Here is a 25,312-nt window from a genome sequence, read left to right on the forward strand (position 1 = left end):
GAAAAATCAATCTTATGTGTGAAGACAGATTTCTATGGTAACAAAGCACCGTTCTAAGGAGAAAAAATGGGACCGTATGGATATAATTTGGACATCCATGGTCAAAAAATACTGTTCTATGGCGAAATTAGAATCATTATTACTAAATTAGGCTCACGATCAGATCAATTATCCCTAAATTGCCGAACGGGAACCGTCCCCATTCCCCACCGGCTATGTTTTATATTCCATTTAAATGGTTAAAGAGGGAGTAGGAAACAATTTTAACTTTCAAGGAGATGAGACGATGAGTATTTTACATTTAAGCAATAAGGAAAAAGGTTTTGAAGAAAAAAACTTAGATAAATTCGACATTGAATCCATACAAGGTTTAGTGAAGGGTTCTCCGGAAGCACTATACCTTCCGAATAATGTAGTACTTTGGAAAAATCCAAAAGCTGCCGTATTAAATCAAGAGAAAACCTTAGTTTTAAAACACGAAGGAGAATTGAATGACTCGATTTATGGAGAAGTGGTCGTAACTGGAACAGACGGAACAAAGACCGTTGGTTTGGGTGATGACCAGCTGGAACAATTCCGCAATCAGCTTCACGAAGTGGAAGTAGAAGGAGAAAAACTACTCGCGATTGATTACTAATCTTGATAGGGGTTTCTTATAAACCTGAGAATAATAACCATTTAATTGTTTTAATCAATAACTATTGTATTAAAATTTTTAGGAGGTTTTTTTAGTGAAACTATTTAAGTGTTACTCTGATGATGGTAGCATGAGAACCTATGTAGATGGTCAAAATTGCCCTATTGTACCGATTAATGAGGAACAAGATGAATAATGGATAAAAAGAATTTAATGTATATAACCTTCTTTGTTTTAGGTGTCGTTGTAGGAATGTTTATATTACCATCCATTTTTTAATTCAAATAAAATATGTTGTTTGTACAGTCTATGGTAAATGCATCCCAGTAGTTTTTTGATCGAGAATTAATGATGTTGATATTGCTGTGTAACGTATTTTCCTTGGCTTAGAATCAAAATAAACACTTCTACTTAAATGAAGTGGGGATAGGATAAAACAGGAACCTCAAAATTAGGGGTTCCTGTTTTTGTCGTATGACGAACAGTACCAAGTTGACTGTCGCAATACCTTTATATGAAGGGGTTCTACTCAGCTACATTCTCATTCATTGCCGAACGAGAACCGTCCCCATTCACCACAAATGTCATTTATAATTATTATATATAAAGAAGTTGAAGGAGAGGATTAAATCTTGGAACAAACAAAGATATTTGCTCATAGAGGTTATTCTAAAAAGTATCCAGAGAATACAATGATTGCATTTGAAGAGGCCGTAAAAGCTGGAGCAGAAGGATTAGAATTAGACGTTCAATTAACAAAAGATGAGAAATTGGTTGTGATGCATGATTTGACGTTGGAGAGAACAACTTCAGGGAAAGGGGTTATTCGAACGAAGGATTGGAATGAGGTAAAGGACTTTTCCGCAGGCGAGTGGTTTGGAGAAGCTTTTTCAAAAGAGAAAATACCGTTATTGTCGCAAGTATTAGACTTGGTCAAGGGTTCTGAAGTGACGGTCAATATTGAAATGAAAGGGTTAACTACGGATCGTCAGCTTTTGGCTTCAAAAACAGCGGAAGTTATTCAAAGCGTTGGTGTGTCTGACCAAGTCATCGTTTCCTCCTTTGATCACGGGAGTCTTGTTTTAATGAACAAAATGTTTCCTTCCATTTCGACATCGGCCCTTGTTTTTGCTGCTTTAGCCGATCCTCATGACTATCTTCATAAGCATCAGTTTCAAGGATTGCATTTTTATTTTCCGATGATGCAAGGAGAAGAAATCATCCACCTCATGCAACAAGGGTTGGATGCGAGACCATATACGGTCAATGATCTAGAGTGGATGAAATACTTTTTTCAAGTGGGATGCAGCGGACTTATCACTGATGATCCAGTCAAAGCTTTACAGGAAAGAAAAAAATTTGAGGAACAATAAATGAACGACCAAAGCCCGGTCTCATCGAAAAGGATGGTAACCGGGCTTTTTGGGGTGCAGAATGCCGAGGGCAGAATGGGGACGGTTCCTATTCCCCAACAGGCATTGCCGAACGAGAACCACCCCCATTCCCCACCGTTGTGAAGAGTTACAACAAAACCTGCTAAAGAATAGAAAATGTTACAACCTGAAATTGACTGCTATTTATTATAATGAAGACAAGGAAAGGATTTAAATTTATTTGTGATTAATTTCACAAGATAGGAGGAAATAACATGAAAAAAGTATTTCTATTATTTATTAGTTTAAGTCTGCTATTTGTATTAGCATCTTGTAATGAAGATGATGGAGAAGAGATTCTTAGCGGCATTGATAGTGGAACGTTAGATGAAGAATTTGAAGGAGTAGTTAATCCCGAGCTAGATGTGATTTACAAATTAACGGATGAGGAAATCGAACAAGGAATTGCCCCATTGAAGATGGATGAATATATGGATGAAAGTGAAATAGAAGATAGTGAAGTTAGTGAAAGTGAAGCAGAGGATGAGGATGGGGAGGACGAAGATGATGAATCTCCAAAGCCAAATATCTAAAGAGGAAGCCTATGAGTGGAAAAGCAAAGTTTATAGTATTCTTGCAGCTTACTATCACAACCAGTTATGGAATCCCAAAGATTTAGAGGCAGTAGTCAAAGTTCTAGAAGATTATAACCATTTATATCAACTCAAAATGGAAGATGCGATAGAAGTTATTAAAAGTACGAATCTTCGCCATGAAGAAGACTGTAAATTCGATTTTAATAAACTATTCATCGGCCCATATAAGCTTCTAGCTCCGCCTTACGAGTCAACATATCTTAATCATGACAAGTTATTGATGAGAGCGGAAACATTGTCCGTTAGATCCTTCTATGAAAAAGCGAATATCCAAGTTGACGGAAAAGGTCAAATTCCAGATGATCATATTGCTTTAGAGCTTGAATTTATCGCATTTTTATTACATCAATTGAATCAAGAAAACGAATTAACGGCAATCAAAGCATTATTAGAGGAGTTTTTAAATGAGCATCTCGGTAAATGGATAGATGAGCATTTAGATTTGGTGAATAAACAAGCAAAAACAGATTACTGTAAGGCTTGGGCTATCATAATTAGACGTATCATTCATCTTGATTTAAATAGAATGACAATATCATAAATGAGGTGAGAAAATCATGAAATTGAAAAGAAGAACGTTTCTTAAAGGGGCAGCAGCTACAGGAGCGCTAGTTGGTTTAGGAGCTACGCAAACAGAATTTCCGTTTCAAGGTTTAATGAAAGTTGATGGAAGTGACCAGACGACCAAAAAGGTTTTTCAAAATGCTTGTCCGAGAAACTGTTACGATACTTGTTCAATGCTTACAACAGTTGAGGATGGGGTCATTCAATTTGTCGAAGGAAATCCACAGAACACATATACAAACGGGACTATTTGTGTCAAAGGAAATGTCTATCCACGGACAGTATATTCTCCAGATCGAATTAAATATCCAATGAGACAAAAAGGTCGTGGGAGTGGCAATTGGGAAAGAATCAGTTGGGATGAAGCATATACAGAAATCGCGGAAAATATTTTGAAAATTAAAAAAGAATATGGGAGTACTCTTCCGATTTGTCTTAATAAATACTCCGGCAATTTTGAGATTATGCACTATGGAATAGAAGGAACGATGTCAAGTATTGGCTATACAACAAGAGCAACAGGAACACCATGTTGGCCAGCAGGTATTGATGCCCAGACGTTTGATTTTGGAACCATTCTGAACAGTGATCCAGAAAAAATGCAGAAATCGAAGTACATTATTTTGTGGGGAGTCAACCCAGCATGGACGGCGGTTCATTCCATGAACTTCATTGAGGCAGCCAAAGCCAATGGTGCTAAAGTTGTTGTCATTGATCCTATTTTAACCAACACAGCTGGAAAGGCCCATGATTTCATCCAAATTAAATCAAGTACGGATGGTGCACTAGCACTTGGGATGGCAAAGTATATCCTTGACAATGGTCTTTTTGATCAACAATGGCTAGAGAAAAATTCGAAAGGTTACAGAGAGTTTTTTGGATATCTCGATAACAATATCACGTTGGAATGGGCAGCAGAAAAAACAGGAGTTAGCGTAGATGTGATTGAAAATCTAGCTCGTGAATATGCGACAACAAAACCAGCAAACATCTGGATTGGTTATGGGATGCAACGCCATACGAATGGTGGACAGAATGTAAGAGCAATTGACGCATTAGCTGCAATTACAGGAAACGTCGGCTTAGAAGGTGGTGGGGCAAATTACGCTCAATTGGATTCATGGGGATTTAACTACCATGCAATGATTCACCCTCCACCTGAAGGTTCAGAAGGGGAAGCAAACCGACCAGTAAATATGAATAACTTCGCGGCTGATGTTCTCGCAGCTGAAGATCCACCTATTAAAATGATGTGGATTGCCGGTAGAAATCCGGTTCAGCAAGATCCTGAAACAACGCTTATCAAAAAAGCATTCCATGCAATGGATTTTGTCGTTACAGCTGACCTCTTCATGAATAAAACCGTTGAATTGTCTGATATTGTCTTGCCTGTCACAACGCCGTTTGAAACTCCTGGAGTGAATGTGAGTTACTGGCATTATTGGATGACTCTTAATGAGCAGGCGATTAAGCCGCTTCATGAGTCAAAAAGTGATGTTGAAATTGCGATGGGATTATCTGAAAAAATGAATGAATTAGAGCCTGGCTCATGTACGTACCCAACTTCAGGCGATTTAAATGAATGGGTAGGAAAAGAATTTAATGAAACGATCCTTGAGCAATTCGGAATGAATACTTGGGAAGAGATTAAAGATGGTCCGGTGAAAATGAAAAACATGGAAGTGGCATGGAAAGATGGGAAATTCCGAACTCCTTCAGAGAAATATGAATTTTATTCAGAAGAAGCTGAACAATTCGGTCACCATCCTCTTCCGGTTTACGTCGAAGAAATGAAATCAACCGAAGATCACCCTTATCGCTGTATTACGCCCCATTGGAAACTAAGTATTCATAGCCAGTTTCAGGATCTGGATTGGATGGAAGCAATTAATGATAAACCTTATGTAGAGATACACCCTGAATTAGCTGCAAGACATCATATTAAAGCCGATGACCTGGTCAAAGTTTACAACGAAATTGGTTATGTAACCGTTCCAGCAAAACTAACTAGAACAGTCCAAGTTGAGGAAGTTGTTATTTACGAAACCTGGTATAAAAATCTTAATTACAACGTGAATTATACCGTTAAGGCAATTCCAGCGGATATGGGAGAAAAAGCCACAGGAATGCCAGGAATTGCATTTCATGATAATTTCGTTAATTTAGAGAAGGTATAAGGAGGAGATTTCAATGGGAAGGAAGATGGGATTTGTTGTAGATAGTAATCGCTGTATAGGTTGTCACTCTTGCTCCATGGCTTGTAAGAATTATAACCAACTTAATCCTGATATTACATGGCGAACCGTTTACGATATTAAAGAGGACACTTATGGACAACCAACAAGAATTACAATGTCGCTAGCGTGTAACCACTGTGATATACCAGCTTGTAAAGAGGCTTGTCCTACAAATGCTTACGAAAAACGGGAAGATGGGATTGTTATTCATCATGAAGAAAGATGCATAGGTTGTGGAATGTGTGTCTACGCGTGTCCCTACAATGTTCCCCAGTTTGATAAAGAGAAGAAAAAGGTTGGTAAATGTCATTTATGTTACGAGCGACTAGACAACGGTCAGTCTCCAGCTTGTGTGAGTAGCTGTCCGACCCAAGCTATTTATCATATAGATACAACTTCGCTAGGAGATGAATTTGCAAAGTCATTACCTGGTTTTCCAGACCCGGAAATTACCAAATCGACGACACGATTCATTAAACCTTCGATTGTAAGAAAACTATAAAAAAAGAGGTGAACGATATGCATGAACTTCCGTTAGTTATTTTTACAGTGTTTTCTCAAATCGCAGTTGGAGCGATGGTTACATTGTGGATTATTGACTTAAAAGGTGGAGTAACAAGTAATAAGATAGGGAAGGGCTTATCCATTTCTATTTTTGTCATAGCGTTAGTGGCGATTCTGTCATCTGTATTTCACTTAGGTCAGCCTTTAGAAGCATTCAGAGCTTTAGTGAACGTACAAACGTCTTGGCTTACACGGGAAATATGGTTATTCTCGCTAATGCTTCTTACAATGATAGGGTATATCTTTACTTGGTCAAAAAAGTATGAAAACAAGCGTAAAATTGTTGGGGGAGTATCATCATTGTTCGGATTAATTGCGGTCATGGGATCGGCTATGATCTATGTTTTACCAGCGATGCCAGCCTGGAATAACTTCTCACCAATCTTTTTCTTTGTGATGACTGGTGTTTTACTTGGACCTCTATACGTTAGTGTTGTACTATACTTCTTTGATAAGGAAAGTATGAACATTTGGAAGGTAGCGCCTCTAATGGCACTTGTATACGCGATGAGTTCTTTCTTCTATATTACGGTGCTTTTATCTGGAACGGGAACACTCGAAACTACTGCAAATAATATTATGTCTCATCCAATGTTTGTTTATAGAGGGGTATTCAGTTGGATTATTCCAGCAGTTGTTCTACTTCCATTTTTCTTTTTTAAAGTAAAGAGGAAACCAGCATTCATGCTGTTAGCAATCGTATTTACTATCGCTTTTGCAGGTGAAATCATTGGGAGAGAGATCTTCTATAATACAATCGTAGAACTAGATATTAATCAGGTCGATTAACAGCAAAGGGGGAGTTATAAATGGTTAATATATTAAAGATGCTAGAAAAAGCGGCAGAGTCTTTTGAAAATCTTGCTATTTATGACTCTCGTTGTTTGCATTCGATCTCACAAAAAAGTCAATGCTCTGCATGCATCGATGCTTGTCCAACAAATGGTATTCATATTCAAGGTGGGAGAGTCGCAGTATCAGACTGTGTTTCTTGTGGCATATGCGCAAAAGTATGTCCGACAGATGCATTTATTTGGAAATATCCTACCTATGAATCCCTTTATAAAAAGCTGAAAGAAGCCAACAGCTGTAATGATCCGATAATTGTAAGCTGCGCAGGATCACCGCTAACGATTCCAGAAGTATCTGTCGTTCAGATTCCTTGTTTTGATTATTTACTCGATGATATTTGGACATTCATGTTGAATATGAATAAAGGGTACGTATATTTACAAGACGGGGCATGTGAAGGGTGTTTTCAAAGCTGTAATCTACCTCAGCAAGTAGCTAATATAAGATTGTATGAAGAAAAAGATGTGAGAGGCATTATTTATGGAGAACGGTTCGATAGGAATAAAAGAGACTTTCTTAGAGGTGTTTTTTCATATTTTCAAGAGGAAAGTGTAAAAAAATGGGGGAAGAAAGACAGAGGAAATCGCGAATCAAGCAGAACTATCAAAAAAACATGGAAGAAAGAAGTTGTTGAGCTGCCGATACAAGTAGTTCCTAGAAATCGAAAAGAAATAACAGTCAGCGAAGAAGACTGTTTAGGTTGCAAAGCATGTTCCACTCTCTGTCCGGAGAGTGCATTAAGAACTGTCACTGATGAGAAAGGAAAATCGATTGTTAAAATAGACCATGATAAATGCTCAACTTGTGGCTTATGTGTTGACATTTGTTATTTCAACGCCATGACTATGGAGGTTAAAGAAACGTCAAAAGAGAAAGATGATATTCACGTTTGACTTGATCTTAGATAGGATCTCGTTTTATATTTCGGTAATTCAATTACAAGAGATGGTTTTGTGTATTGCATCATTTTTATATTATTTACGCTTGTTGTTGAATCGCAAAGGGAATCTTGTTCTGATAAATTAACAAGTTGAAGAGCACTGTTTATACATGCTGATACACAGGCCGGTTTTTGACCTCTGTCTAAGCGTGGTGCACATAAATTGCATTTGTCTACTTTTCTCGTATGTTCATTCATAGAAGGGGCTTGAAATGGACAAGCCCCAACACAACTTTGACAGCCAATACAATTGGTAGGGTCATGAATGACAACACCATCTCGTCTTTTTTTGAAGCAATGCATCGGACATACGGCGATACAAGCAGGGTTTTTACAATGGTTACAACCAATCGAAAATTGAACAATTGGCAAGTCCTTTCGTTTTGTTTCAAAGGGCTTAATTGTGCGTCTTTTTACTTGACCTAATTGGTTTTCATTTATACAGGCGAGCTCACAACCACGGCATGAGGTACATCGATCTATGATGACTTTGAACCCTAATTGTAAAGCCATAAAATATTCCTCCCTAAAAGAAGTTAACTTATCGGCTTTAGTATATAATATAATCAAGGTATAAAGTATTACAATATTCTGAACAGGGGGTCTATTTTGTGAACAACCTGTCGTTTCAAGTCTCAAAGCATATTTGTCCTAGGAATTGCTATGGTTCTTGTGGAATAATTGCTTATACGATTAATGGTAGTCTAGTGAAAGTAGAGGGAGACCCAGATCATGGTATGACACAAGGAAAACTATGCCCTAAAGCATATGGATATGTCCAACAAGTAAACCACCATGAACGGTTACGTTATCCGATGCGGCAAGTCGGGAGAGGAAGTGGGGAATGGAAGCGAATTTCTTGGAATGAAGCGATGGATTTCCTTTCAGATAAAATACTCTCACTCTATGAAAATTTTGGGAATAATGAATCTCTATGTTTGAATAAATACTCAGGTAATTTTGGTATCGTTCACAATAGTGTTGAACGCTTTTTTGACGGTTTAGGAAAAACAACAAGAGTAATTGGATCGCCTTGTTGGTCAGCGGGGCTGGATGCTCATCTTTATGATTATGGAAATTACTATACATCAGACCCATCTGAAATGATGCATGCAAAAGTAATCATTCTGTGGGGCGTTAACCCAGCTTGGACCGCACCACATACTCTTCCTTATATCCTTCATGCTCGTGATAAAGGAGCCGTTATCGTTGTCATCGATCCTATCTTTACTAAAACGGCTGAAAAGGCAGATATCTATATTCAAATTCGACCGGGTGCAGATGGTGCATTAGCAATAGCAGTTGCTAAAATTTTAGTCGAGAAAGGTCTTCACGATAAAAATTTTATTAATAAAGATACCATCGGCTTCGAAAACTACGAAGACTATTTATCAACAGTATCGCTTACTCATTTGGTAGATGAGTGCGATGTGTCTCTTGATGTGCTTAATGAATTGGCTGATTTATTATCTCAGCAAGAACCTGCCTTTGTTTGGCAAGGATTTGGATTACAAAGACATACAAACGGTGGCCAAAACATCCGTGCGATAAATGCACTGATGGCATTGACTGGAAATATAGGGAAAAAAGGAGCGGGGTCTCACTTTGCTCATCAAGCTACTTGGGCATTTAATGTTTATAAAAATGATGCTAAAGATTATCGTTCTATTCCAGTCAGTCACTTTGCTGAGGGTGTGATGAAACTCAACAATCCACCAGTGAAAATGCTCTGGGTCGCAGCAAGGAATTTTTTAGCTCAAGACGCCAATACAGAAAAGATTATAGAAGCATTGGAACAGATTGATACGATTGTTGTAGTAGATACTCTATTAACTGAAACGGCAAACTTTGCGGATATTGTATTACCAACGACAACCTTTTTTGAAGAAGAAGACATTGTTGCAAGTTACTGGCATCATATAGTTGGATTCAATGAGAAAGCCATCGATCCTTTTTACGAAAGTAAGAGTGATTTCACGATTGCCAAAATGCTCTCTGCAAATTTAAACAAACGCAAGCCTGGATTTAGTCAATTCCCTGAAGATATCTCAATCGAATCATACATCGATATGGAGTTTAATGAAGACCTTTATCGTTTGCTCGATATTAATAATTGGAAAGAACTAATGGATCAACCGAAGAGAGCAGACATTGATCCAACTTCTTGGAAGAGCAGCACTTTTGAAACCCCTTCTGGAAAGTTTGAATTCTATTCTGAACGAGCCATGCTAAATGGTCATCCACCGATGGCAACATATGAAAAAGGGCTACTACCTTCTGATTATTATCCATTTTGGTTACTGACACCACATACCCTTTATTCGTTGAATTCACAACTTTATAATGAAGCATACATGGAAACTGACAAGGAGGAGGTCATTGTGTATATCTCTTCAAAAGTTGCTAAAGCCAAAAACTTAGAAGAGGGCATGATTGTCAATGTTTACAACAGCAATGGACAAATCCATTGTAGAATGAATACAAATTCGGATCTCCCTGATGATATTATCGTTATTAGTCAAGGGAGCACATCTCACCAAAGAGGCAGAGTGAATCAGCTAATACCGGGATTTGAAACAGATATGGGTAGTGAATCTACAGGAGCAAAAGGAATTGCTTTTAACGATGTCTTTGTCAATTTTACCAAGGTATAGGAGGGCTATGATTGAATAATTTTAAGGATACTTTTTTTGAACATTTTCCTCGAGTGTCCATATCTCAAATCAATGAATGGGGTCTCTCCTCTTATCTTGCAGCGGTTAATGAGACGTGTCAACTTGAGATAACTCTTACGACGGACAAGCTGGAACCGTTGTTTAAAAAGGGGGAAAATGAGGTTATTGCATTTGAAAAAGACATTCAACGAATAAATTACAAAGGAACCTTATTAGAAAAAGTGCGCCGTTCAGAAGAAATATATTCTATTCGTATCGGAGAAGAAATCATTTATTTAAAACAATTAAGCTACGAAAAGAAACATATCGGCTATTTATTCTTAAAAAGTGATACGCAAAGTTTATCAACGGATGAAAAACGGTTTATAGATGATATCTCCTCATTATTAATACCCTGGGTAGTTAGTGAAAAAAGAATGAGAGAAACAGACCAATCCTACCAAAAGAGTTTTGTATTTGACTTGTTACACAATCATTTTGATTCCTACTTAATGATGAACGAGCAAGCAAAGCGATGGGGGTGGGACTTTTCACAAACTTATCAGCTTATGGTTATGGAAATAGATGATGATCGTGGACAAACAACGATGGTAGAACAACAAATTCATCGAATTCTTCATTTAGAAGGGCTAGAGTTCATCGTTACTGAATTTAATAGTGAGTTTGTCATCCTTTATCAAGAAAAATTTGAGTCGGTTCATAAAACACGTTCAAAAGAGATAGCCCAAAAAATTATTAAGAATATCTCCAAGGATATAGAAGGTAATGAAATTAGGATCGGAATAGGAATAGGACACCTATACCTTTCAGCGATGGATTTATGTCGGGCCTTTCAGGAAGCGAAGATGGCCCTTAAGTTATCCGTGAATTCAAAAGATAGGATACAAGTTACACATTTTGACGAGTTAGGTATTATGAAGCTTTTAGCGAATATTCGGCAAGAGTTGTTAATTGATTTTCAGAAAGAACATCTTCAATTATTGGAAGAATATGATTTACGATCAGAAGAACAGTTAACAGAAACACTTCGCTTGTTCCTGGTGCAAAGTGGAAATATAAAGTTTTGTGCTGACAAAATGTTCATTCATCCTAATACACTTAGACATAGAATCAAAAAAATCGAGACTGTTCTTGGAGTCAACCTCGACAATTACGAAGATATAACGAATTTAATGACGGCATTTATCATCCGTGACAGTCGATGACTTGAGGCGAGGCTTAAGTGGTTCTAGTAAACATAGTTCGTCCAGTAAGAAATGGATCAAATTGGTCTTATTGAGACAAAACGTGGAGATACGGAGATTCTAACACCTGCCACATAAGCATTTGCCGAACGGGGACGGTTCTTATTCACCACTCAGTTATTGCCGAACGAGAACCGTCCCCATTCCCCACTCTGATAAACTACCAAAATTACTAGGAACACCAGACAATTATTCTGTAAGGGGCGGTTTGAGCGGGGATGCTTCGAGTAGACGGGCCGTAAATGACAATGAGATTTCGGTTTGTCGGATTTCCGGTAAAAGGTTGTCCGTTGGTCAGCATGATTAGTGTGTAAGGTGTTAGATTAAGCTGCAGCATGCCGTCGCTGCTTAAAAGCTGTGAGTTAAAAAAGTCTACTTTAACGTTTTGGGCAGGGATTTCCTTAACCATCACTAGTGCCCGGTACTGCGGTGGGTAAATGAAAGGCACAGGTGCGTTTCTGTCATAATAGCCTGTGATCCTGTCTCCGATTTCAACCACGGCCTGGTCCACAAAATACGTGTTAGGAGCCACCACGAAATGGACTACTCCTCCCGAACCGTCCTCGACCGTAATTAATTTAAAACAGCCTTCGTCCTCAGCATTTACCCCTGTAAAAAACTCATTAATGCTTGTAACAATCCCTCTAAAAAGACCAAAATCAACCATCCATATCCACTCCGTTTCGAAAAGGTTGGAAAGAGCTTTTAAAGTAAATTGTATGCTCTAAAAGGAATAAAAAGACTATCCCTTAGGAGGCAAAGACTGATAAGTAATCTGCAAACCGTCCCTTATTTTTTTCTCATTCCGATTATGATTAGGAACCGCTTTTACTCAGATGCATTCTCATTGATTGCCGAACGAGAACCGTCCCCATTCCCCACCCATTCCCCATCCATTCCCCATGATTCATAGTATAATAGTCATTGATAGCATGTGTTAAAGGCGTTTTATCCTTAATAATAAAGTATAAGATGTAGATGAATCTATAACTATAAATGACAAAATGCAGGGGGAAATAAGATGACTAATGTTGTAAAGGCATACATAAAAGAATTAGACGAAATAGTAGACATTGACTATAAGGTTATTGGTAACAAAAGTAGACGAGATTATATTGCGATATCCATAAAACTTGAACAATGTTTAGTGGTTAAAGAAGATGATATTATTGCGGGCTTTTTAACATACGACACTAATTTTTTTGGTTGTACATTTATTTCTCTCATTATTGTGTCACCTTCAAAGAGACGAAAAGGATATGCAACATTATTGATGAACGATTTAATGAGCATAGCACCAACTGAAAAGGTATTTTCTTCTACTAATCGTACGAACATTAGTATGCAAAAAGTATTTGATAGGAATGGATTTATCGAGAGTGGTATCGTTGACAACTTAGATGAAGGAGATTCAGAACTTATATATTTCAAACTTAAATCTTAGTTTTTCAACAAACGGAAGCATTCATGCGAAAAATGTCGTAAATGGTATTCCTACTGTTGTTAAAGGAATCAGTCTAATAAGAGGAAATCATTGAAATTTACTAGGCACTGTGAATAATCTAATTAGAAAGAAAGGAGATTCTAGCATGGAGTCAGTCATAGAAATTGTGCGTATTGTACTACCTATTGCAATAGTTGGGGGAATTGCATTATTTGTAATTATAAGGATGAAACATAAATATAATCAAGGTACTGTCGGTAAGAAAAAAACGAAAACTGCTCAAAGTATATTAGATAGTTTAATACCACTAGGAATGCTCTTCGGTTGTGTTATGAGTATTATTTTTAGTATATTTTTCCCTATATCTTTACTATATGCATTCAGTTTCGGACCCGGTATAGGATTATTATGCGGATATTTTGCTTATGAAATATATAGCAAGCAAGAGGATAGTTATTCATAAATAGCTATCCTTCTCAAACGGGTGCAATTTAAGAAGGAAGCTCGTGATCATTTGTGTATCAGCAAAATCTAGTTGTTTCACTTGAGTGGAAATGCTGAGATAACAAGGTTTGATTGTATTTGTCTGGTTACTAGATGGGACGGCATGATTTAACTGGAGTTCAACCGGAGGAGACGTGCCCTTGGTTTTTCCCTAATCACATGAGTGGAAATACTTATTTCCACTCATGTGATTTCTTTGTGTTTTAATATGCGAATTTCTATGCGATAGATAGAAATTTGGATATTTATGTTAAAATATTGGAAGAGGATATACAGAGTAACTGAAAAAAATATACTTAAAAAGGGAGAGTTTGTATGGATATTATTTTCATTTTATTTATGTTAGTCCTCATTTCACTTAACATTGTTATCTTTATTTTATTTGGAAAAGGGAAATTAAATCTTATGGTATCAGGCATCATAATGATGATCCTTGCTCCTGTTTTTGGTTATTTAACTGGAGCTTCGTATCTTTATTTTTATGATTGGAGTTCTGGAGGTACTGGAGAAGGTGCTGGTTACGGTGGGGCATTCTTAGGGATCTTCACATTAGCTAATGGGGGGCTCATTCTGGTGATTGGAATGATAAGGTGGATGATTGTTACATTCATTACAAAAGAAAATTGACAGTTAATATTTAAAATAATGGGCAACCTTTCTTTCACTGCGCTTGTGTCACTAATCGCGATGTTCCATTAATAAGGACTCTCATTTTTTCTGAACGAGCAGGGAGGTATAAAAGGTGGACTTATTTCTTTGGATAACTCTTGGACTCATCATAATTGGATTTCTCATTCTCTTTTCTATGAAAAGAAGTATGGAAAGTAAGCTAGCTTTTATAATAGCAAATATGGATAGCGAAGAAAGTTCAAGAAAAACGAAATCCATAGTTTGGTGGATCGTGAGTACCATAGCTTGGGGAATAGTGAGTATCATTCTTATTGTTTGGTCGTTTCATAACCACTTTGGATAATTGTTCGTTTCAAATATACTTCAAGACGGAGTAGCACTAATCAACGATGGATTGGAATAAAATAACTAGTTATTTGTGATTGTTTTAATTTGGCTCTAATGAATATCAATCTTCAAGGTAGCCCAGCAAGCTAACGCGCAAATGTTCAACTACATGGGAGGTTTATATAATTATGTTGGTCTATTTTATCGTAGGGTTTCTAATAGTTTTTGGATTAGGGTTATTGGGTTACTCAAAATTAGATTCAAGACATGAAGAAACGCAAAAGTTAATAAAACAGAGTAATGAAGAGATAAAGGAAGTAATGGAAAGAAATCAAGAAATTATCAAGGAACTAAAAAAATGAAGCAGGAAGTCGTCAAATAAGTGGAGTCAACGGTGAAAACCAAATTGTATTTTGGGTCATTAACGAGTAGGTTTCCGGTTTCTTTAATAACAAAATGGAAAAGGAAAGAATTTTATTTTTGCAGTTTATGGGAGGTAGAAATGAAAAAAAAGCACTATTTATTGATTGTTATATGTGTTTCATTACTCATAATTGGCACAGGTTGGTATTGGCACATTAAGGGAAATAGTGGTATTTCTAAAGAAGAAGCGGAGAGTATTGCATTAGAACAAGCTGAATTAGATGGATTTCTCTCTCCTACGCTGTGGGAAAAATGGAACAACGAATCAACTGTAGTCAATGAATTCTCCGTTGAAAGAAATGAAGATGTAAGGTCTTGGAAAGTACATATCGATACAGAAGATAACCCTAATAGTCAACAAGCACCGGCTTCTATCTACTTTATAAGTCATCATGATGGAGAAATTATACGAGTGATTAATGGATTACAATAAATTTTGTTATAAAAAACGGCATCAATACTTCATGAAGCTAAAGGAGGGGTTTATTTGAGTGTCGAGGAAAGAAACATTCACTTCTCGAAAGAGTTTATAGAAATTGATGGTCATCAAAATGGATTATTTATTGAAACAGTCGATTTTGCCAATCCGATTCTCTTGTTTTTGCATGGAGGGCCTGGCTTCCCGCAATATCCTATCATCAAACAATCTGGACTCAAATGGGAGGAACATTTTACAGTTTGTTATTGGGAACAAAGAGGTACGGGGATGTCTTATAACGCATCAACGCAAGGAGAGATTACCTCTGAAAAATTGATTGCTGACGCATTGATAATAACAGAATATTTAAAGGAAAAGTTTAATAAAGAAAAAATTTACCTTTGTGGACACTCCTGGGGAACGCTCTTAGGGAGTATTATTGTACATCGTTATCCACAGAATTACCATGCCTACATAGGTCTAGGGCAAATGGGAAGACACTTTGAATCAAACAAGGATACTTATGAATTCTTATTGGAAACAGCGATAAATAGACGGGATAAAAAAGCAGAAAAAGATATCCGTTCTGTTACGTTCGATAAAGATTTTTCCAAAAATAAAGGATATCGTAGAATATGTAGTCGATATTTGAATAAATTCGGTGGAGGTACGAAGAAAACAGGATATTCGAATTGGCAAGGGATCAAAGATTTGTTCGCTTGCAACCGGTATACTTGGAAAGAACGGTTTAATATACCAAAGGGAATATATGCTAGTTACGATGCTCTATGTGAAACAATGGCAAAATCAGATACTGTCTTATTAGCACCAAGGTTTGAAGTGCCTGTCTTTATCATACATGGTATGTACGACTATCAAACGAGCTACAAAGAAGCAAAGCGGTTTTATGAAAAAATAGAAGCCCCTTCGAAAAAATTATTTACTTTTGATAACTGTGCACATTCCCCTTTTTTAGAAGAAAAAGAGACATTTATAAAGATTTTAAAAACAGAGGTTTTAGGGGAATGATTAATTGTGAAATCATTACTTAAATTTACGGGAAAGCAATACTTGAATAACGGATAAAGACTTTTCTTAAACAAAGTAAATTCCCTGCACATCATATCATTTGATATGATTTATTTTGTTCGAAGATTTTATTCGTTTGCACTTTCTACATTTATCACAGGATAGTAGAAAAGCCATAAAGGAGGGATGAGTGATATATCGCAAACTTGGTAGTGTTAGAGGATTAATCGCTGCAAATAATAAAGCTACATACTATACAGTTCAATCTAATAATCTGATACTTTAATGAAAATGAGAATATGTAAGAAATTAGGTGTAGTGAGTTAAAATGAACTTATCAAAAACAGTTGTAACTGTTCTTTTGAAAACGTACTATTTGAGTTCATGTATTCAATAGGTTGTCGTATTGGTGAAATAGTTTCCCTTAAAAAATTGGATATATATCCCTTTAATTAAACAGTTATTTGGAAATTGATGTTAAACTAAAGGGGCATTCCCTTAATAACAAATATGTATAAATGCGACTTACTGAAAGGAGCTAATATATGGAGCAGTCGAATTGGTTTGAGGTAATTTTTTCTTTGATACTATTGTTTATTATTTTTTCTCCTCTTATATTTTCAAAGGTACAAAAGAATAGCACTGAATTTATAAGTTGGAAAGGAGTAGTAAAGTCAAGGTGGTTTGGTATTCCACTTATTTATCTTTTGTTATTTTCATATTTTAGTTTTCTAAACTTAGCTGTCGCAATATTTTTTTCAATAGTAGTCTCTTTCTTTATATCGGTCATAGCGAACAGGCTAGCTTATACCTTGAACAAACGGAATAGTTATTTATAATTGCAAAATTTAAGTTATATTCTTGTTCAACAAAATAGGATAGCAACAACTATTATGGTGCGAAGGGGAGAATACTTGATAAAATAGAACTTAGATTTGTAGGTTGAATGAAGAAGGAGTGGTAATACATGGAAGATGCTTTGCAATATAAAAAGGTGAAATCATATTTTAAAGTATTATTATTAGTCTTAACAATTATCTCAACGAGCTTTGTCATCTGGGCAGGCTTTACTGGCAGAGAGTCTATTTTCCCTTTCTTATTAACCATAACACTGTTTCTCTCTATAAGTAATTTACAACTTGTGAATGAAAATCCAGAAAGAGAGAAGTTGTGTGTTAGAACGAATAGGTTAGATTAGTGCAAAAAGCCATTGTCCTGCTGAAGTTCTATTGAAGAGTTAGATTTGCCAGGTATCGTTTAGAAAGTAAAAACATGGTACTAATCGTCAAAATATACTGGTAAATTCAAACCGTTTAAAGTAAAGCTTTGAAAGGGGGGAAATTATTGTGCCGTTACGTTTTCTAAAAAAATCAATCCATCATACTGTTCTTTTGGAATGAGCTTATAATCAAATAACCCACTATCGTGAGCATATACTTCATTCGTCACCCAGTCTTCTTTTGATGTTTCAAAATCTACAAAAAGATGTTGCGCCCCGTATTCACTCAATATATATTCTAATTCGGTATCATCAGTTTTTGGTTCAATATCATGGACTGGTCCATTTAAAAATCTTACCGATCCTTCATTGAAATAAAATCCTAAATGATAAGACGGATAATGTAATTTTTCCTCGACTAGTGATCCTAAAATGAATGGTGGTGGGCTATATAAAGTTTTTAGATCATCACCTTGTTCTACTTTGTTAAAGTTTTTCTGAATATGACCATTATGAGCCCAGACTATAATCTTCTCTTCTGGGTTCTTATGAATGATTTGTTTTAAGTGGTCGTACATTGCTATATCTCTTCGTGAAAGGTTTTCTTGTGTTGTCGTCTCAAACTCGTAATCATCAGTAAAATTTTTCGAATAATAGGATTCAAGTATTGTTATTCTATTGTTGAGATATTCACTGATAGGAAAAAGGGTCGAATCCATCAATGTCATTTTTTCTAGTATATCCTCATAATCGGAAATGATTGTTTTCACCGAATCTTCCTCAATGATTTCATCGTAGTTATAAATAAAAGATGTTAAGTATGAAAGTGATGATGCCTCATGGGATAAGAAAGTATCAGCTAGTGATTTATCTACTTTAGCTATTTCTGATTTTAAATACTGTTGTAAGTGATAATCTCTTATTCTACTATTGTTGATGACAGGTATAATATCTAACCCCTCAAATCGAATATCTTCGTTTAGATCAATGTATTGGATCAATGATAACATTGCTTCCGTATGCCAGGCTTCTAATATCATGGCTTCTAACATAAACTCATTTGTAAAATCATTCCAATTCTTATTAATATAATCAATTTCAACTTTCCCACTTTCCATCGCTAGGATCGAAAAATCATGGTTCTTATGTAAGTATTTCGTCAGTTCTGCTTTCATCTCTGTAAATTCTTTCGTTCCATGAGAAGATTCTCCTAAAAAAATAATTTGCTTATCCTCAATATAGCCATCAATAAATGCAAAATCAAATTTGTCACCACTATTATTAATTTCATGAATTCCTTCGTTGCTGCAAGAAACAAAAGGTAACATAACCATTAGGATGAAAGCGAATAGAACTAACTTTCTCATGATACACACTCCTACAAAGTGAATTTATTGAAAAGTGTAACGGATAACCATTTTATGTTATTTATATAGTATATTATAATTGATTATATTAAGGAAGCACTTACACTGCCGAACGAGAACCGTCCCCATTCCTCTTTAATTGCAAAACTAAATTACTTAACAAATAGAAGGGAATTAGAATGAATCCAATTAAAAAGGTATATGGTTATGTAACAAGAATGAAAGAAGGAGAAGTAGAGGTATTAGTTTTTCAACATCCAATGGTCGATGCAGGCATACAGATACCTAAAGGAACTGTAAAATTTAATGAAGACACAAAAAGTGCAGTCATTAGAGAAATGGAAGAGGAAACAGGACTTAGAAATTTATTAGTGGAAGATTTGATTGCTGAAGACTTTTGGAAGAACGATGATGGTTTGATACATAATCGATTTTTTTATAAATTTACTGTTAAAGATGTCGAAGAAAGGTGGGATTACCAGCCGACTGGTGGAGGCGAAGAAGAAGGTCTAACGTTTCATTACTTTTGGATTTCTTCTAATAATAAAGTTGAACTTATTAGAGGACATGGAGATTATTTAGAGCTTATCTTCGATTGAAGAGCTTCAAAAGCTATATTCTTAATTAAAAGGAGGGCAACAAAACATGGAATTTAATTTCGGGAATTTTGGTATTTTACTTCCTCCATTACACATTACAATTATTGGAATAATAATTATTTTCATTTTAGTAAGGTGGAGTAAGCAATTAGAGACTCGCCGCTTTACAGTTTTCTTTTACTTTCTGATTAGCACATACATTGCTCCAATTTTTTCTCGAAATACAAAAGAAGGTGTCTTTGAGTTATGGGTTCCTATGGGATTTATAGCAGTTTTATTCTACATGTTTTTTAGCAAAAGAAACCATCCATCTAAAATGAAAGCAAGTATTTTAGGACTTTGCATAGCGTTATATCAGTTAATAGTCAAATATTCTGGGTAGTTTTTATTCCACTAACGAAAGCTCCGTAAGGTTTGTTATGGCACGTTCGGGAGAGGTTTGATGAAGTGGGATTCACCGAACAGTTCCTGCCATTGTTCGTAATTGCTGAGGTAACCGTCCCCATTCCCCCAGTCATTGCCGAACGAGAACCGTCCCCATTCCCCATTGCTATTTTTTTGCACTTTATTTTGTTAATATTAAATGGTATAAGTGTAATAGAAGCAAAGGACATCTTTGCTTTTTATTTTGGTGTGGACATGAGGGGTTGTTCTGATGTCCGATAACGAGAGGATTGAAAACGAATATGACAGAAAATTTTTGGCGTGATTTACCACGACCATTTTTTATATTAGCACCAATGGAAGAAGTGACGGATGTTGTTTTTCGTCATGTAGTAAGTGAAGCAGCTAGACCTGATGTGTTCTTTACAGAATTTGCAAATACGGATAGTTATTGTCATCCAAAGGGGCACCAAAGTGTTCGTGGGCGTTTGGCTTTTACGGAAGATGAACAACCAATGGTGGCCCATATATGGGGCGATAAACCCGAACATTTTCGGCAAATGAGTATTGGAATGGCGGAAGAAGGTTTTCGCGGTGTGGATATTAATATGGGCTGTCCAGTACCCAATGTGGTATCAAATGGGAAAGGATGCGGTCTTATCCGTCGTCCAGAAGTTGCAGCAGAATTAATACAAGCAGCAAAAGCAGGAGGGTTGCCTGTTAGTGTGAAGACTAGGCTTGGTTACAGTCATGTAGAAGAATGGCACGACTGGCTGTCACACTTATTGAAGCAAGACATCGTTAACCTTTCTATCCACCTTCGTACAAAAAAGGAAATGAGTGAAGTAGATGCTCATTGGGAACTGATTCCGGAGATTAAGAAACTTCGTGATCAAGTGGCACCAGATACACTTTTGACAATCAATGGGGATATTCCTGATCGTGAAACTGGCTTGGACCTTGTTCGCAAGTACGGTGTTGATGGAGTGATGATTGGGCGTGGTATTTTTAAAAATCCATTTGCCTTTGAAAAAAAACCGAAAGAGCATAGTAGTAAGGAATTACTTGATCTGTTAAGGTTGCAGCTTGACCTGCATGATAAATATTCAAAGGAATTTGAAGCCCGTCCATTTAGACCACTTCAGCGTTTTTTTAAGATATATGTCCGTGGCTTTCGAGGGGCGAGTGGATTAAGAAATCAAATGATGAGCACAGAGTCAACGGATGAAGTGCGTACATTGCTTGATACATTTGAACAGGATAATGCTGATATACTATAGTTGAGGAAGCGTGGGGACGGTTCTCGTGCTTCTTTCGAGAGTCGAAATAATGTTGGTGCTAGTATATTATAGTTAAGATATGATAACCGATTGGTATATCTGCACAATTCATACATGTGGAATGCTGTGCGTTGATAGAGTTGAAATAGCATGAAATTAAAGGGTGTCTTATGTTCCCTAAGACTAACCATGATGGGGGACGAGTTAGCTGTATCTATTATTTGCATAGAAGAAAGCCCAACATACAAGGACTTTAATAAGAACTTGTGTATTGGGCTATTCGTTGTTCAACAATATTTGGTAATTGCGCCATATTGTTAAAGATTTATAGGTGTGTTGCAGCATAAAATTAGAATTTTTGATTACACACAAGTAAATGAACGTATTTCTCGCAGACTTACACCGAAGAACACCCACCTAAAGCCATCCCAACGGTATCCTGAGGTCGAACTTCGACCAACAAATATAGGGAAGTACCAAAATTGCTGACGATTTCGTAACCACAAGTACGTAAATCTGAATAAACATCCTCTAATACTACCTGGATCAACTGCAAATGCAACTGCTTGTTGTGATTCAGCTGGAACAAAAGACGGTGGTGCCGTCGTTGGGGGGCCAACTTCTGGTCCTTGTCCCGGGGGTCCTGGTGGTGGTCCCATAGGTGCTCCTGAAAAAGGAGACCATTGGCCAAACTGTCTTTCCCCGAAAGATTCAGGGTAATAATTTTCCGAACGGTATGGCTTTAAATAATCTTCCTGCCCGTATGGATTGTAATAAAATAAGTGTTCATGATTTTGATACATAAAATGCACTCCTTTTTTAGGCTTACATCAACATATTCATTAGTCATTTGTCACTCAACTTGTACTTCAAAAATGTGTATTTGCCTGTTAAAGTATGATTATCTAATCATTATTAGATCGTAACAAGAATACGTTAGTTATAAAAAAACTTTCTTTAGTGGGGAGTTTTTTAACTTCTGACGTTTAGTTGCACTTAATAGGAATTTTCGGTCAGTTATTTCCCGATTAAATTGTCATCATCCCACCAGCAGTAACAGAAGCAAAAGTCGTACCAACAACAATGTATATCAATGCAAGTGGTAGTGCATCTTCGCCGATATTAATCCTACTGTACATCAATGCGATAAAAGGAGGGATAAACGGCAGCGTAAGGAGCATCATATTTCTCATGAATTCCTTTAAGTCTTTTTCAAAAATTGCCATGACATGATTGGCATTCATTTAAATCAGCTCCTTTCCAGTAATGTCGACAAAAACATCTCCTAAAGTTGGATAGTGTGTCTCCATGCGTTTAATGCGTTCTGACTTTATTAATCTACTAATCTCTTCAGCATTTTTAGGCTTATTTTGGATCACCATTCGTTCTCCCTCGAAGGTCTCTACATGAAAGTCGCCCGTAGAATATTTGTAGCGTAATTGATCCGGATCACCGATTTCTTTAATCACACCTTCGTGTAAAAAAGCGACACGATCACAAAGCACCGTTGCTTCTTCCATGTTGTGAGTTGTTAAGAAAATCGTTATTCCTTCATCTCGTAGACTCCTTAATACGCCATGAATCTGGACGACACTTAGTGGGTCTAAGGCAGAAGTCGGTTCATCTAAAAACATGAGTGGAGGCTTATGCATGATCGCCTTTGCTAGCAAAATTCGTTGTTTCATTCCTTTAGAAAGCTTCGATACTACCTTTTTCTTACTATCCAGCAATTTCACACTCGTGAGCACTTCGTCCACTCGATCTATGGGAACCTCATACAATTGACAAAACAGCTTTAAATTATCTTCAACCGTTAATCTCTCGTATAATGCACTGTTATCTGACAAAATACCAAGTTGCTTTTTGAAACTAGTTTCCCGAAACTGTTTTGGAGTATATTGGAACACACGGATTTCTCCAGATGAGGGATACAATTCCCCAGTTAAGACTTTAATGGTCGTTGTTTTTCCAGAACCACTCGGGCCTAATAAGCCAAATATTTCTCCTTTTTCCACCTCGAAATGAACATCTTTAATCTCCTTTTCTTCACCAAAGGTCTTTTGAAAACCAATTCATTATATAGGTTAACGTAACTTGAATGTATAAATATTACAATTTTTTCCATATTTTTAGAAATTGGACGGATTTCTAAAAGACTACCAAGCATTGACTTTTCCTGACAACATACTAACAACATTCATTCCTTTTCAAACGAATGTAATCCATCCTAGAATTATAAGGGAAATCACATGACTTTAGAAGAGGGTGTCAATTCTGAAACTTAGTTGTATTAGTTATCCTGTAAATGAAGCGATGGAAACGACCTGAACGACATTCATTACCGACATTTAGGTCGTAATCTTTTCAGGGAAAATTATAGCTAGTGCTACTTTGACAATGAAAAGTTATATCCTAGATAATATAATGACTGAATGTGTAAGAAACTCACGTTAAGAAAGGTGTTTTAAGATTATGATAAGAATGAAAAAATATTTAGGATTGTGTTTTTAATTATTATTTTTTGGTTTGTAATCCATTTTTTCAATCTACCTAAGACCGAAGCTTTATTATGTTATGTGTAGTATTTTTTGTGTGTATTTTAACCTTTGAGATAACTATGTATATAAAAAACAAAGTTATTAAATTTGGAAGAGAAAACCAACTCTGAAACGTTGGTTAGATTAGTTATTTTGACTGAGGACTAAATAGAAGCGAGAAATTTCGTTGACTATGTTTTCAAAACTAGAATGCGTTAAGTGGCCAACCTCATCCATTAAGCTGAAGAGACAATTTTTTCTCTTTCTTTATTAAAACATTTTTACAGGACTCAACACTTAAAGATCAAGATGAGCGATGATAGGAAAATTATTTTTAAATAACAAATGCGAACATCATCTTCGAAAAAAAACAGGCAATTTCGTTCGCATTTCCTCGAAACATCCACGAGCCAAAGAACTGTAGCTAAGCCATTCTAACCAAAAGTCCAACGTAGCACGAGAAGTATTCTAACCAGCCTTCAAAAAATTTCAAAACTCTTCCTTTTTCTTAGTCGCATGAGTTTACCTAATTTAATTATGTTTGAGCTACTCCTCTCATGGGAACCGCCGTATAGAACGACGTATTAATTCTAATAGGAGGTATAATCATGGAAAAGAAAATTATTGGCGGGGTATTTAAAGAACAGCAGGAAGCAGTAGTTGTGATTGAACAGCTGGAGAAAAACGGATTTGACAAGAAAGATATTTCCGTCTTTGCAAAGGGCGATGACGCTGACGCGGTAGACGATAAAACTGACATAGATGTTGCTGACAACGATGACAATAACCGGGGCAAAAATGCCGGTAAAGGTGTCGGAATCGGAGCAGGTACAGGTGTGGTTCTTGGTGGTGCGGCCGGTCTGGCCTTATTAGCTATCCCTGGTGCAGGACCTATTATGGCTGCAGGCCCGATAGCAGCAGCAATTGAAGGCGGCGTTATTGGTGCCGGCGGCGGCGGTATTGTTGGCGCGCTTACTGGTGCAGGTATTCCTGATAAAGAAGCGAAGGAATACGAAAAGTATATTAATGACGGGCATATTGTCATTCTTGTTGAGGCAAATGAAGACAAGCAGCCACATGTGTATTCCACTTTCAGAAACCACAATACTGTAAATTCACATATGTACCCTGACCATGATCACATGGATAAAGGCAGTGTTTAAAAAAGCAAGAGGCTTTTAATAGCCCATTATATAAAGAAGAGGTTAATCCGGAAGTTTTTCTGGATGGCCTCTTTTTTTATGGTTCAGGCAGTGTTGGATGGTGATTTAAAGATCTTTGCTTCTACTTGCAAGCCGCCAAGCCTTTCCCTTGATGATCGCGGTCAATGATAAACCACTCCAACCAAATGTACTTTTCTTCTTTAGTTGTTGCTTCCAAATCACCTTTAGACTCAACTTAAATAAATG

At 36.6% G+C, this 25,312-nt stretch carries 28 protein-coding genes; 22 read left to right on the top strand and 6 right to left on the bottom strand.

The genetic code is table 11. The features are described from left to right. Positions 1-286: 286 nt before the first annotated feature. The 8 genes from QDN89_RS18370 to QDN89_RS18405 all read left to right on the top strand — a co-directional run bounded on the left by QDN89_RS18370 (position 287) and on the right by QDN89_RS18405 (position 7,776). Positions 287-637 (top strand): DUF3846 domain-containing protein, encoded by a 351-nt coding sequence (locus tag QDN89_RS18370; protein WP_280771627.1) that lies wholly within the window; start codon positions 287-289, stop codon positions 635-637. A 632-nt stretch (positions 638-1,269) separates the two neighbouring features. After that, positions 1,270-2,010, top strand: coding sequence for a glycerophosphodiester phosphodiesterase family protein (locus tag QDN89_RS18375; RefSeq protein WP_280771628.1), 741 nt, complete (start codon positions 1,270-1,272; stop codon positions 2,008-2,010). Between the two features lie 275 nt (positions 2,011-2,285). Further along, positions 2,286-2,603 carry a hypothetical protein gene (locus QDN89_RS18380; protein ID WP_280771629.1) on the top strand — a complete coding sequence of 106 codons (318 nt, stop codon included), beginning with the start codon at positions 2,286-2,288 and terminating at the stop codon, positions 2,601-2,603. Next, a complete protein-coding gene (locus QDN89_RS18385; protein WP_280771630.1) occupies positions 2,578-3,207 on the top strand; it encodes a TorD/DmsD family molecular chaperone in 630 nt (209 codons plus the stop codon). The genes QDN89_RS18380 and QDN89_RS18385 overlap by 26 nt, the downstream gene beginning before the upstream one ends. A gap of 16 nt (positions 3,208-3,223) precedes the next feature. After that, a complete protein-coding gene (locus QDN89_RS18390) occupies positions 3,224-5,407 on the top strand; it encodes a molybdopterin-dependent oxidoreductase (protein ID WP_280771631.1) in 2,184 nt (727 codons plus the stop codon). A gap of 13 nt (positions 5,408-5,420) precedes the next feature. After that, the gene (locus QDN89_RS18395; RefSeq protein ID WP_280771632.1) at positions 5,421-5,969 is read left to right on the top strand and encodes a 4Fe-4S dicluster domain-containing protein; all 549 of its coding nucleotides are present in this window, start codon (positions 5,421-5,423) and stop codon (positions 5,967-5,969) included. A gap of 17 nt (positions 5,970-5,986) precedes the next feature. Then, positions 5,987-6,820: a dimethyl sulfoxide reductase anchor subunit family protein gene (locus QDN89_RS18400; protein ID WP_280771633.1), complete on the top strand. Its 834-nt coding sequence runs from the start codon at positions 5,987-5,989 to the stop codon at positions 6,818-6,820. A gap of 20 nt (positions 6,821-6,840) precedes the next feature. Then, entirely contained in the window at positions 6,841-7,776 is a 936-nt protein-coding gene (locus tag QDN89_RS18405) for a 4Fe-4S binding protein (RefSeq protein WP_280771634.1), read from the top strand. Here QDN89_RS18405 and QDN89_RS18410 read toward each other — a convergent pair. Then, positions 7,767-8,336: a 4Fe-4S dicluster domain-containing protein gene (locus QDN89_RS18410; RefSeq protein WP_280771635.1), complete on the bottom strand. Its 570-nt coding sequence runs from the start codon at positions 8,334-8,336 to the stop codon at positions 7,767-7,769. The genes QDN89_RS18405 and QDN89_RS18410 overlap by 10 nt on opposite strands. Positions 8,337-8,434: 98 nt before the next feature. Here QDN89_RS18410 and QDN89_RS18415 point away from each other — a divergent pair, with 98 nt between their 5' ends. After that, complete coding sequence (locus QDN89_RS18415) at positions 8,435-10,477, top strand: molybdopterin-dependent oxidoreductase (RefSeq protein ID WP_280771636.1); 2,043 nt, start codon at positions 8,435-8,437, stop codon at positions 10,475-10,477. 11 nt (positions 10,478-10,488) lie between these two features. Continuing rightward, positions 10,489-11,703, top strand: coding sequence for a PucR family transcriptional regulator (locus QDN89_RS18420; RefSeq protein ID WP_280771637.1), 1,215 nt, complete (start codon positions 10,489-10,491; stop codon positions 11,701-11,703). Positions 11,704-11,914: 211 nt separating this feature from the next. Here the strand turns inward: QDN89_RS18420 and QDN89_RS18425 are convergent, their stop codons facing one another. After that, on the bottom strand, positions 11,915-12,409 hold the full coding sequence (locus QDN89_RS18425) for a hypothetical protein (RefSeq protein WP_280771638.1): 495 nt from the start codon (positions 12,407-12,409) through the stop codon (positions 11,915-11,917). A gap of 354 nt (positions 12,410-12,763) precedes the next feature. Here QDN89_RS18425 and QDN89_RS18430 point away from each other — a divergent pair, with 354 nt between their 5' ends. The 8 genes from QDN89_RS18430 (at position 12,764) to QDN89_RS18465 (ending at position 17,715) form a co-directional block, all read left to right on the top strand. After that, entirely contained in the window at positions 12,764-13,186 is a 423-nt protein-coding gene (locus QDN89_RS18430; protein WP_280771639.1) for a GNAT family N-acetyltransferase, read from the top strand. Positions 13,187-13,331: 145 nt separating this feature from the next. Then, positions 13,332-13,649: a hypothetical protein gene (locus QDN89_RS18435; protein ID WP_425335423.1), complete on the top strand. Its 318-nt coding sequence runs from the start codon at positions 13,332-13,334 to the stop codon at positions 13,647-13,649. A gap of 356 nt (positions 13,650-14,005) precedes the next feature. Beyond that, positions 14,006-14,317, top strand: a complete 312-nt coding sequence (locus QDN89_RS18440; protein ID WP_280771640.1) for an inner-membrane translocator — start codon at positions 14,006-14,008, stop codon at positions 14,315-14,317. A 115-nt stretch (positions 14,318-14,432) separates the two neighbouring features. Next, positions 14,433-14,663 carry a hypothetical protein gene (locus QDN89_RS18445; protein WP_280771641.1) on the top strand — a complete coding sequence of 77 codons (231 nt, stop codon included), beginning with the start codon at positions 14,433-14,435 and terminating at the stop codon, positions 14,661-14,663. 172 nt (positions 14,664-14,835) lie between these two features. Next, a complete protein-coding gene (locus QDN89_RS18450; protein ID WP_280771642.1) occupies positions 14,836-15,009 on the top strand; it encodes a hypothetical protein in 174 nt (57 codons plus the stop codon). Positions 15,010-15,149: 140 nt separating this feature from the next. Further along, complete coding sequence (locus QDN89_RS18455) at positions 15,150-15,503, top strand: hypothetical protein (RefSeq protein WP_280771643.1); 354 nt, start codon at positions 15,150-15,152, stop codon at positions 15,501-15,503. A gap of 54 nt (positions 15,504-15,557) precedes the next feature. Further along, positions 15,558-16,517 carry an alpha/beta fold hydrolase gene (locus tag QDN89_RS18460; RefSeq protein ID WP_280771644.1) on the top strand — a complete coding sequence of 320 codons (960 nt, stop codon included), beginning with the start codon at positions 15,558-15,560 and terminating at the stop codon, positions 16,515-16,517. A 967-nt stretch (positions 16,518-17,484) separates the two neighbouring features. Then, on the top strand, positions 17,485-17,715 hold the full coding sequence (locus QDN89_RS18465; protein WP_280771645.1) for a hypothetical protein: 231 nt from the start codon (positions 17,485-17,487) through the stop codon (positions 17,713-17,715). A gap of 143 nt (positions 17,716-17,858) precedes the next feature. Here QDN89_RS18465 and QDN89_RS18470 read toward each other — a convergent pair whose 3' ends face one another. Next, on the bottom strand, positions 17,859-19,103 hold the full coding sequence (locus QDN89_RS18470; RefSeq protein WP_280771646.1) for an erythromycin esterase family protein: 1,245 nt from the start codon (positions 19,101-19,103) through the stop codon (positions 17,859-17,861). A gap of 179 nt (positions 19,104-19,282) precedes the next feature. Here QDN89_RS18470 and QDN89_RS18475 point away from each other — a divergent pair, with 179 nt between their 5' ends. The 3 genes from QDN89_RS18475 (at position 19,283) to QDN89_RS18485 (ending at position 21,366) form a co-directional block, all read left to right on the top strand. Then, a complete protein-coding gene (locus QDN89_RS18475; protein ID WP_280771647.1) occupies positions 19,283-19,702 on the top strand; it encodes an NUDIX hydrolase in 420 nt (139 codons plus the stop codon). Positions 19,703-19,748: 46 nt separating this feature from the next. Continuing rightward, complete coding sequence (locus tag QDN89_RS18480; protein WP_280771648.1) at positions 19,749-20,084, top strand: hypothetical protein; 336 nt, start codon at positions 19,749-19,751, stop codon at positions 20,082-20,084. A 304-nt stretch (positions 20,085-20,388) separates the two neighbouring features. After that, positions 20,389-21,366, top strand: a complete 978-nt coding sequence (locus QDN89_RS18485) for a tRNA dihydrouridine synthase (RefSeq protein WP_280771649.1) — start codon at positions 20,389-20,391, stop codon at positions 21,364-21,366. 362 nt (positions 21,367-21,728) lie between these two features. On the opposite strand, the gene QDN89_RS18490 is transcribed toward QDN89_RS18485, so the two are convergent. From QDN89_RS18490 to QDN89_RS18500, 3 genes are all read right to left on the bottom strand, one after another. Further along, the gene (locus tag QDN89_RS18490) at positions 21,729-22,169 is read right to left on the bottom strand and encodes a hypothetical protein (RefSeq protein ID WP_280771650.1); all 441 of its coding nucleotides are present in this window, start codon (positions 22,167-22,169) and stop codon (positions 21,729-21,731) included. Positions 22,170-22,394: 225 nt separating this feature from the next. Next, positions 22,395-22,610, bottom strand: coding sequence for a hypothetical protein (locus QDN89_RS18495; protein WP_280771651.1), 216 nt, complete (start codon positions 22,608-22,610; stop codon positions 22,395-22,397). Beyond that, positions 22,611-23,438, bottom strand: a complete 828-nt coding sequence (locus tag QDN89_RS18500; protein ID WP_280771717.1) for an ABC transporter ATP-binding protein — start codon at positions 23,436-23,438, stop codon at positions 22,611-22,613. It lies immediately after the preceding gene. A 1,073-nt stretch (positions 23,439-24,511) separates the two neighbouring features. Here QDN89_RS18500 and QDN89_RS18505 point away from each other — a divergent pair. Next, positions 24,512-25,066, top strand: coding sequence for a general stress protein (locus QDN89_RS18505; RefSeq protein WP_280771652.1), 555 nt, complete (start codon positions 24,512-24,514; stop codon positions 25,064-25,066). The last annotated feature ends 246 nt before the right edge of the window (positions 25,067-25,312 follow it).

Origin of the sequence: Salipaludibacillus daqingensis, assembly GCF_029891575.1 — a bacterium.
Classification (GTDB): domain Bacteria; phylum Bacillota; class Bacilli; order Bacillales; family Salisediminibacteriaceae; genus Salipaludibacillus; species Salipaludibacillus daqingensis.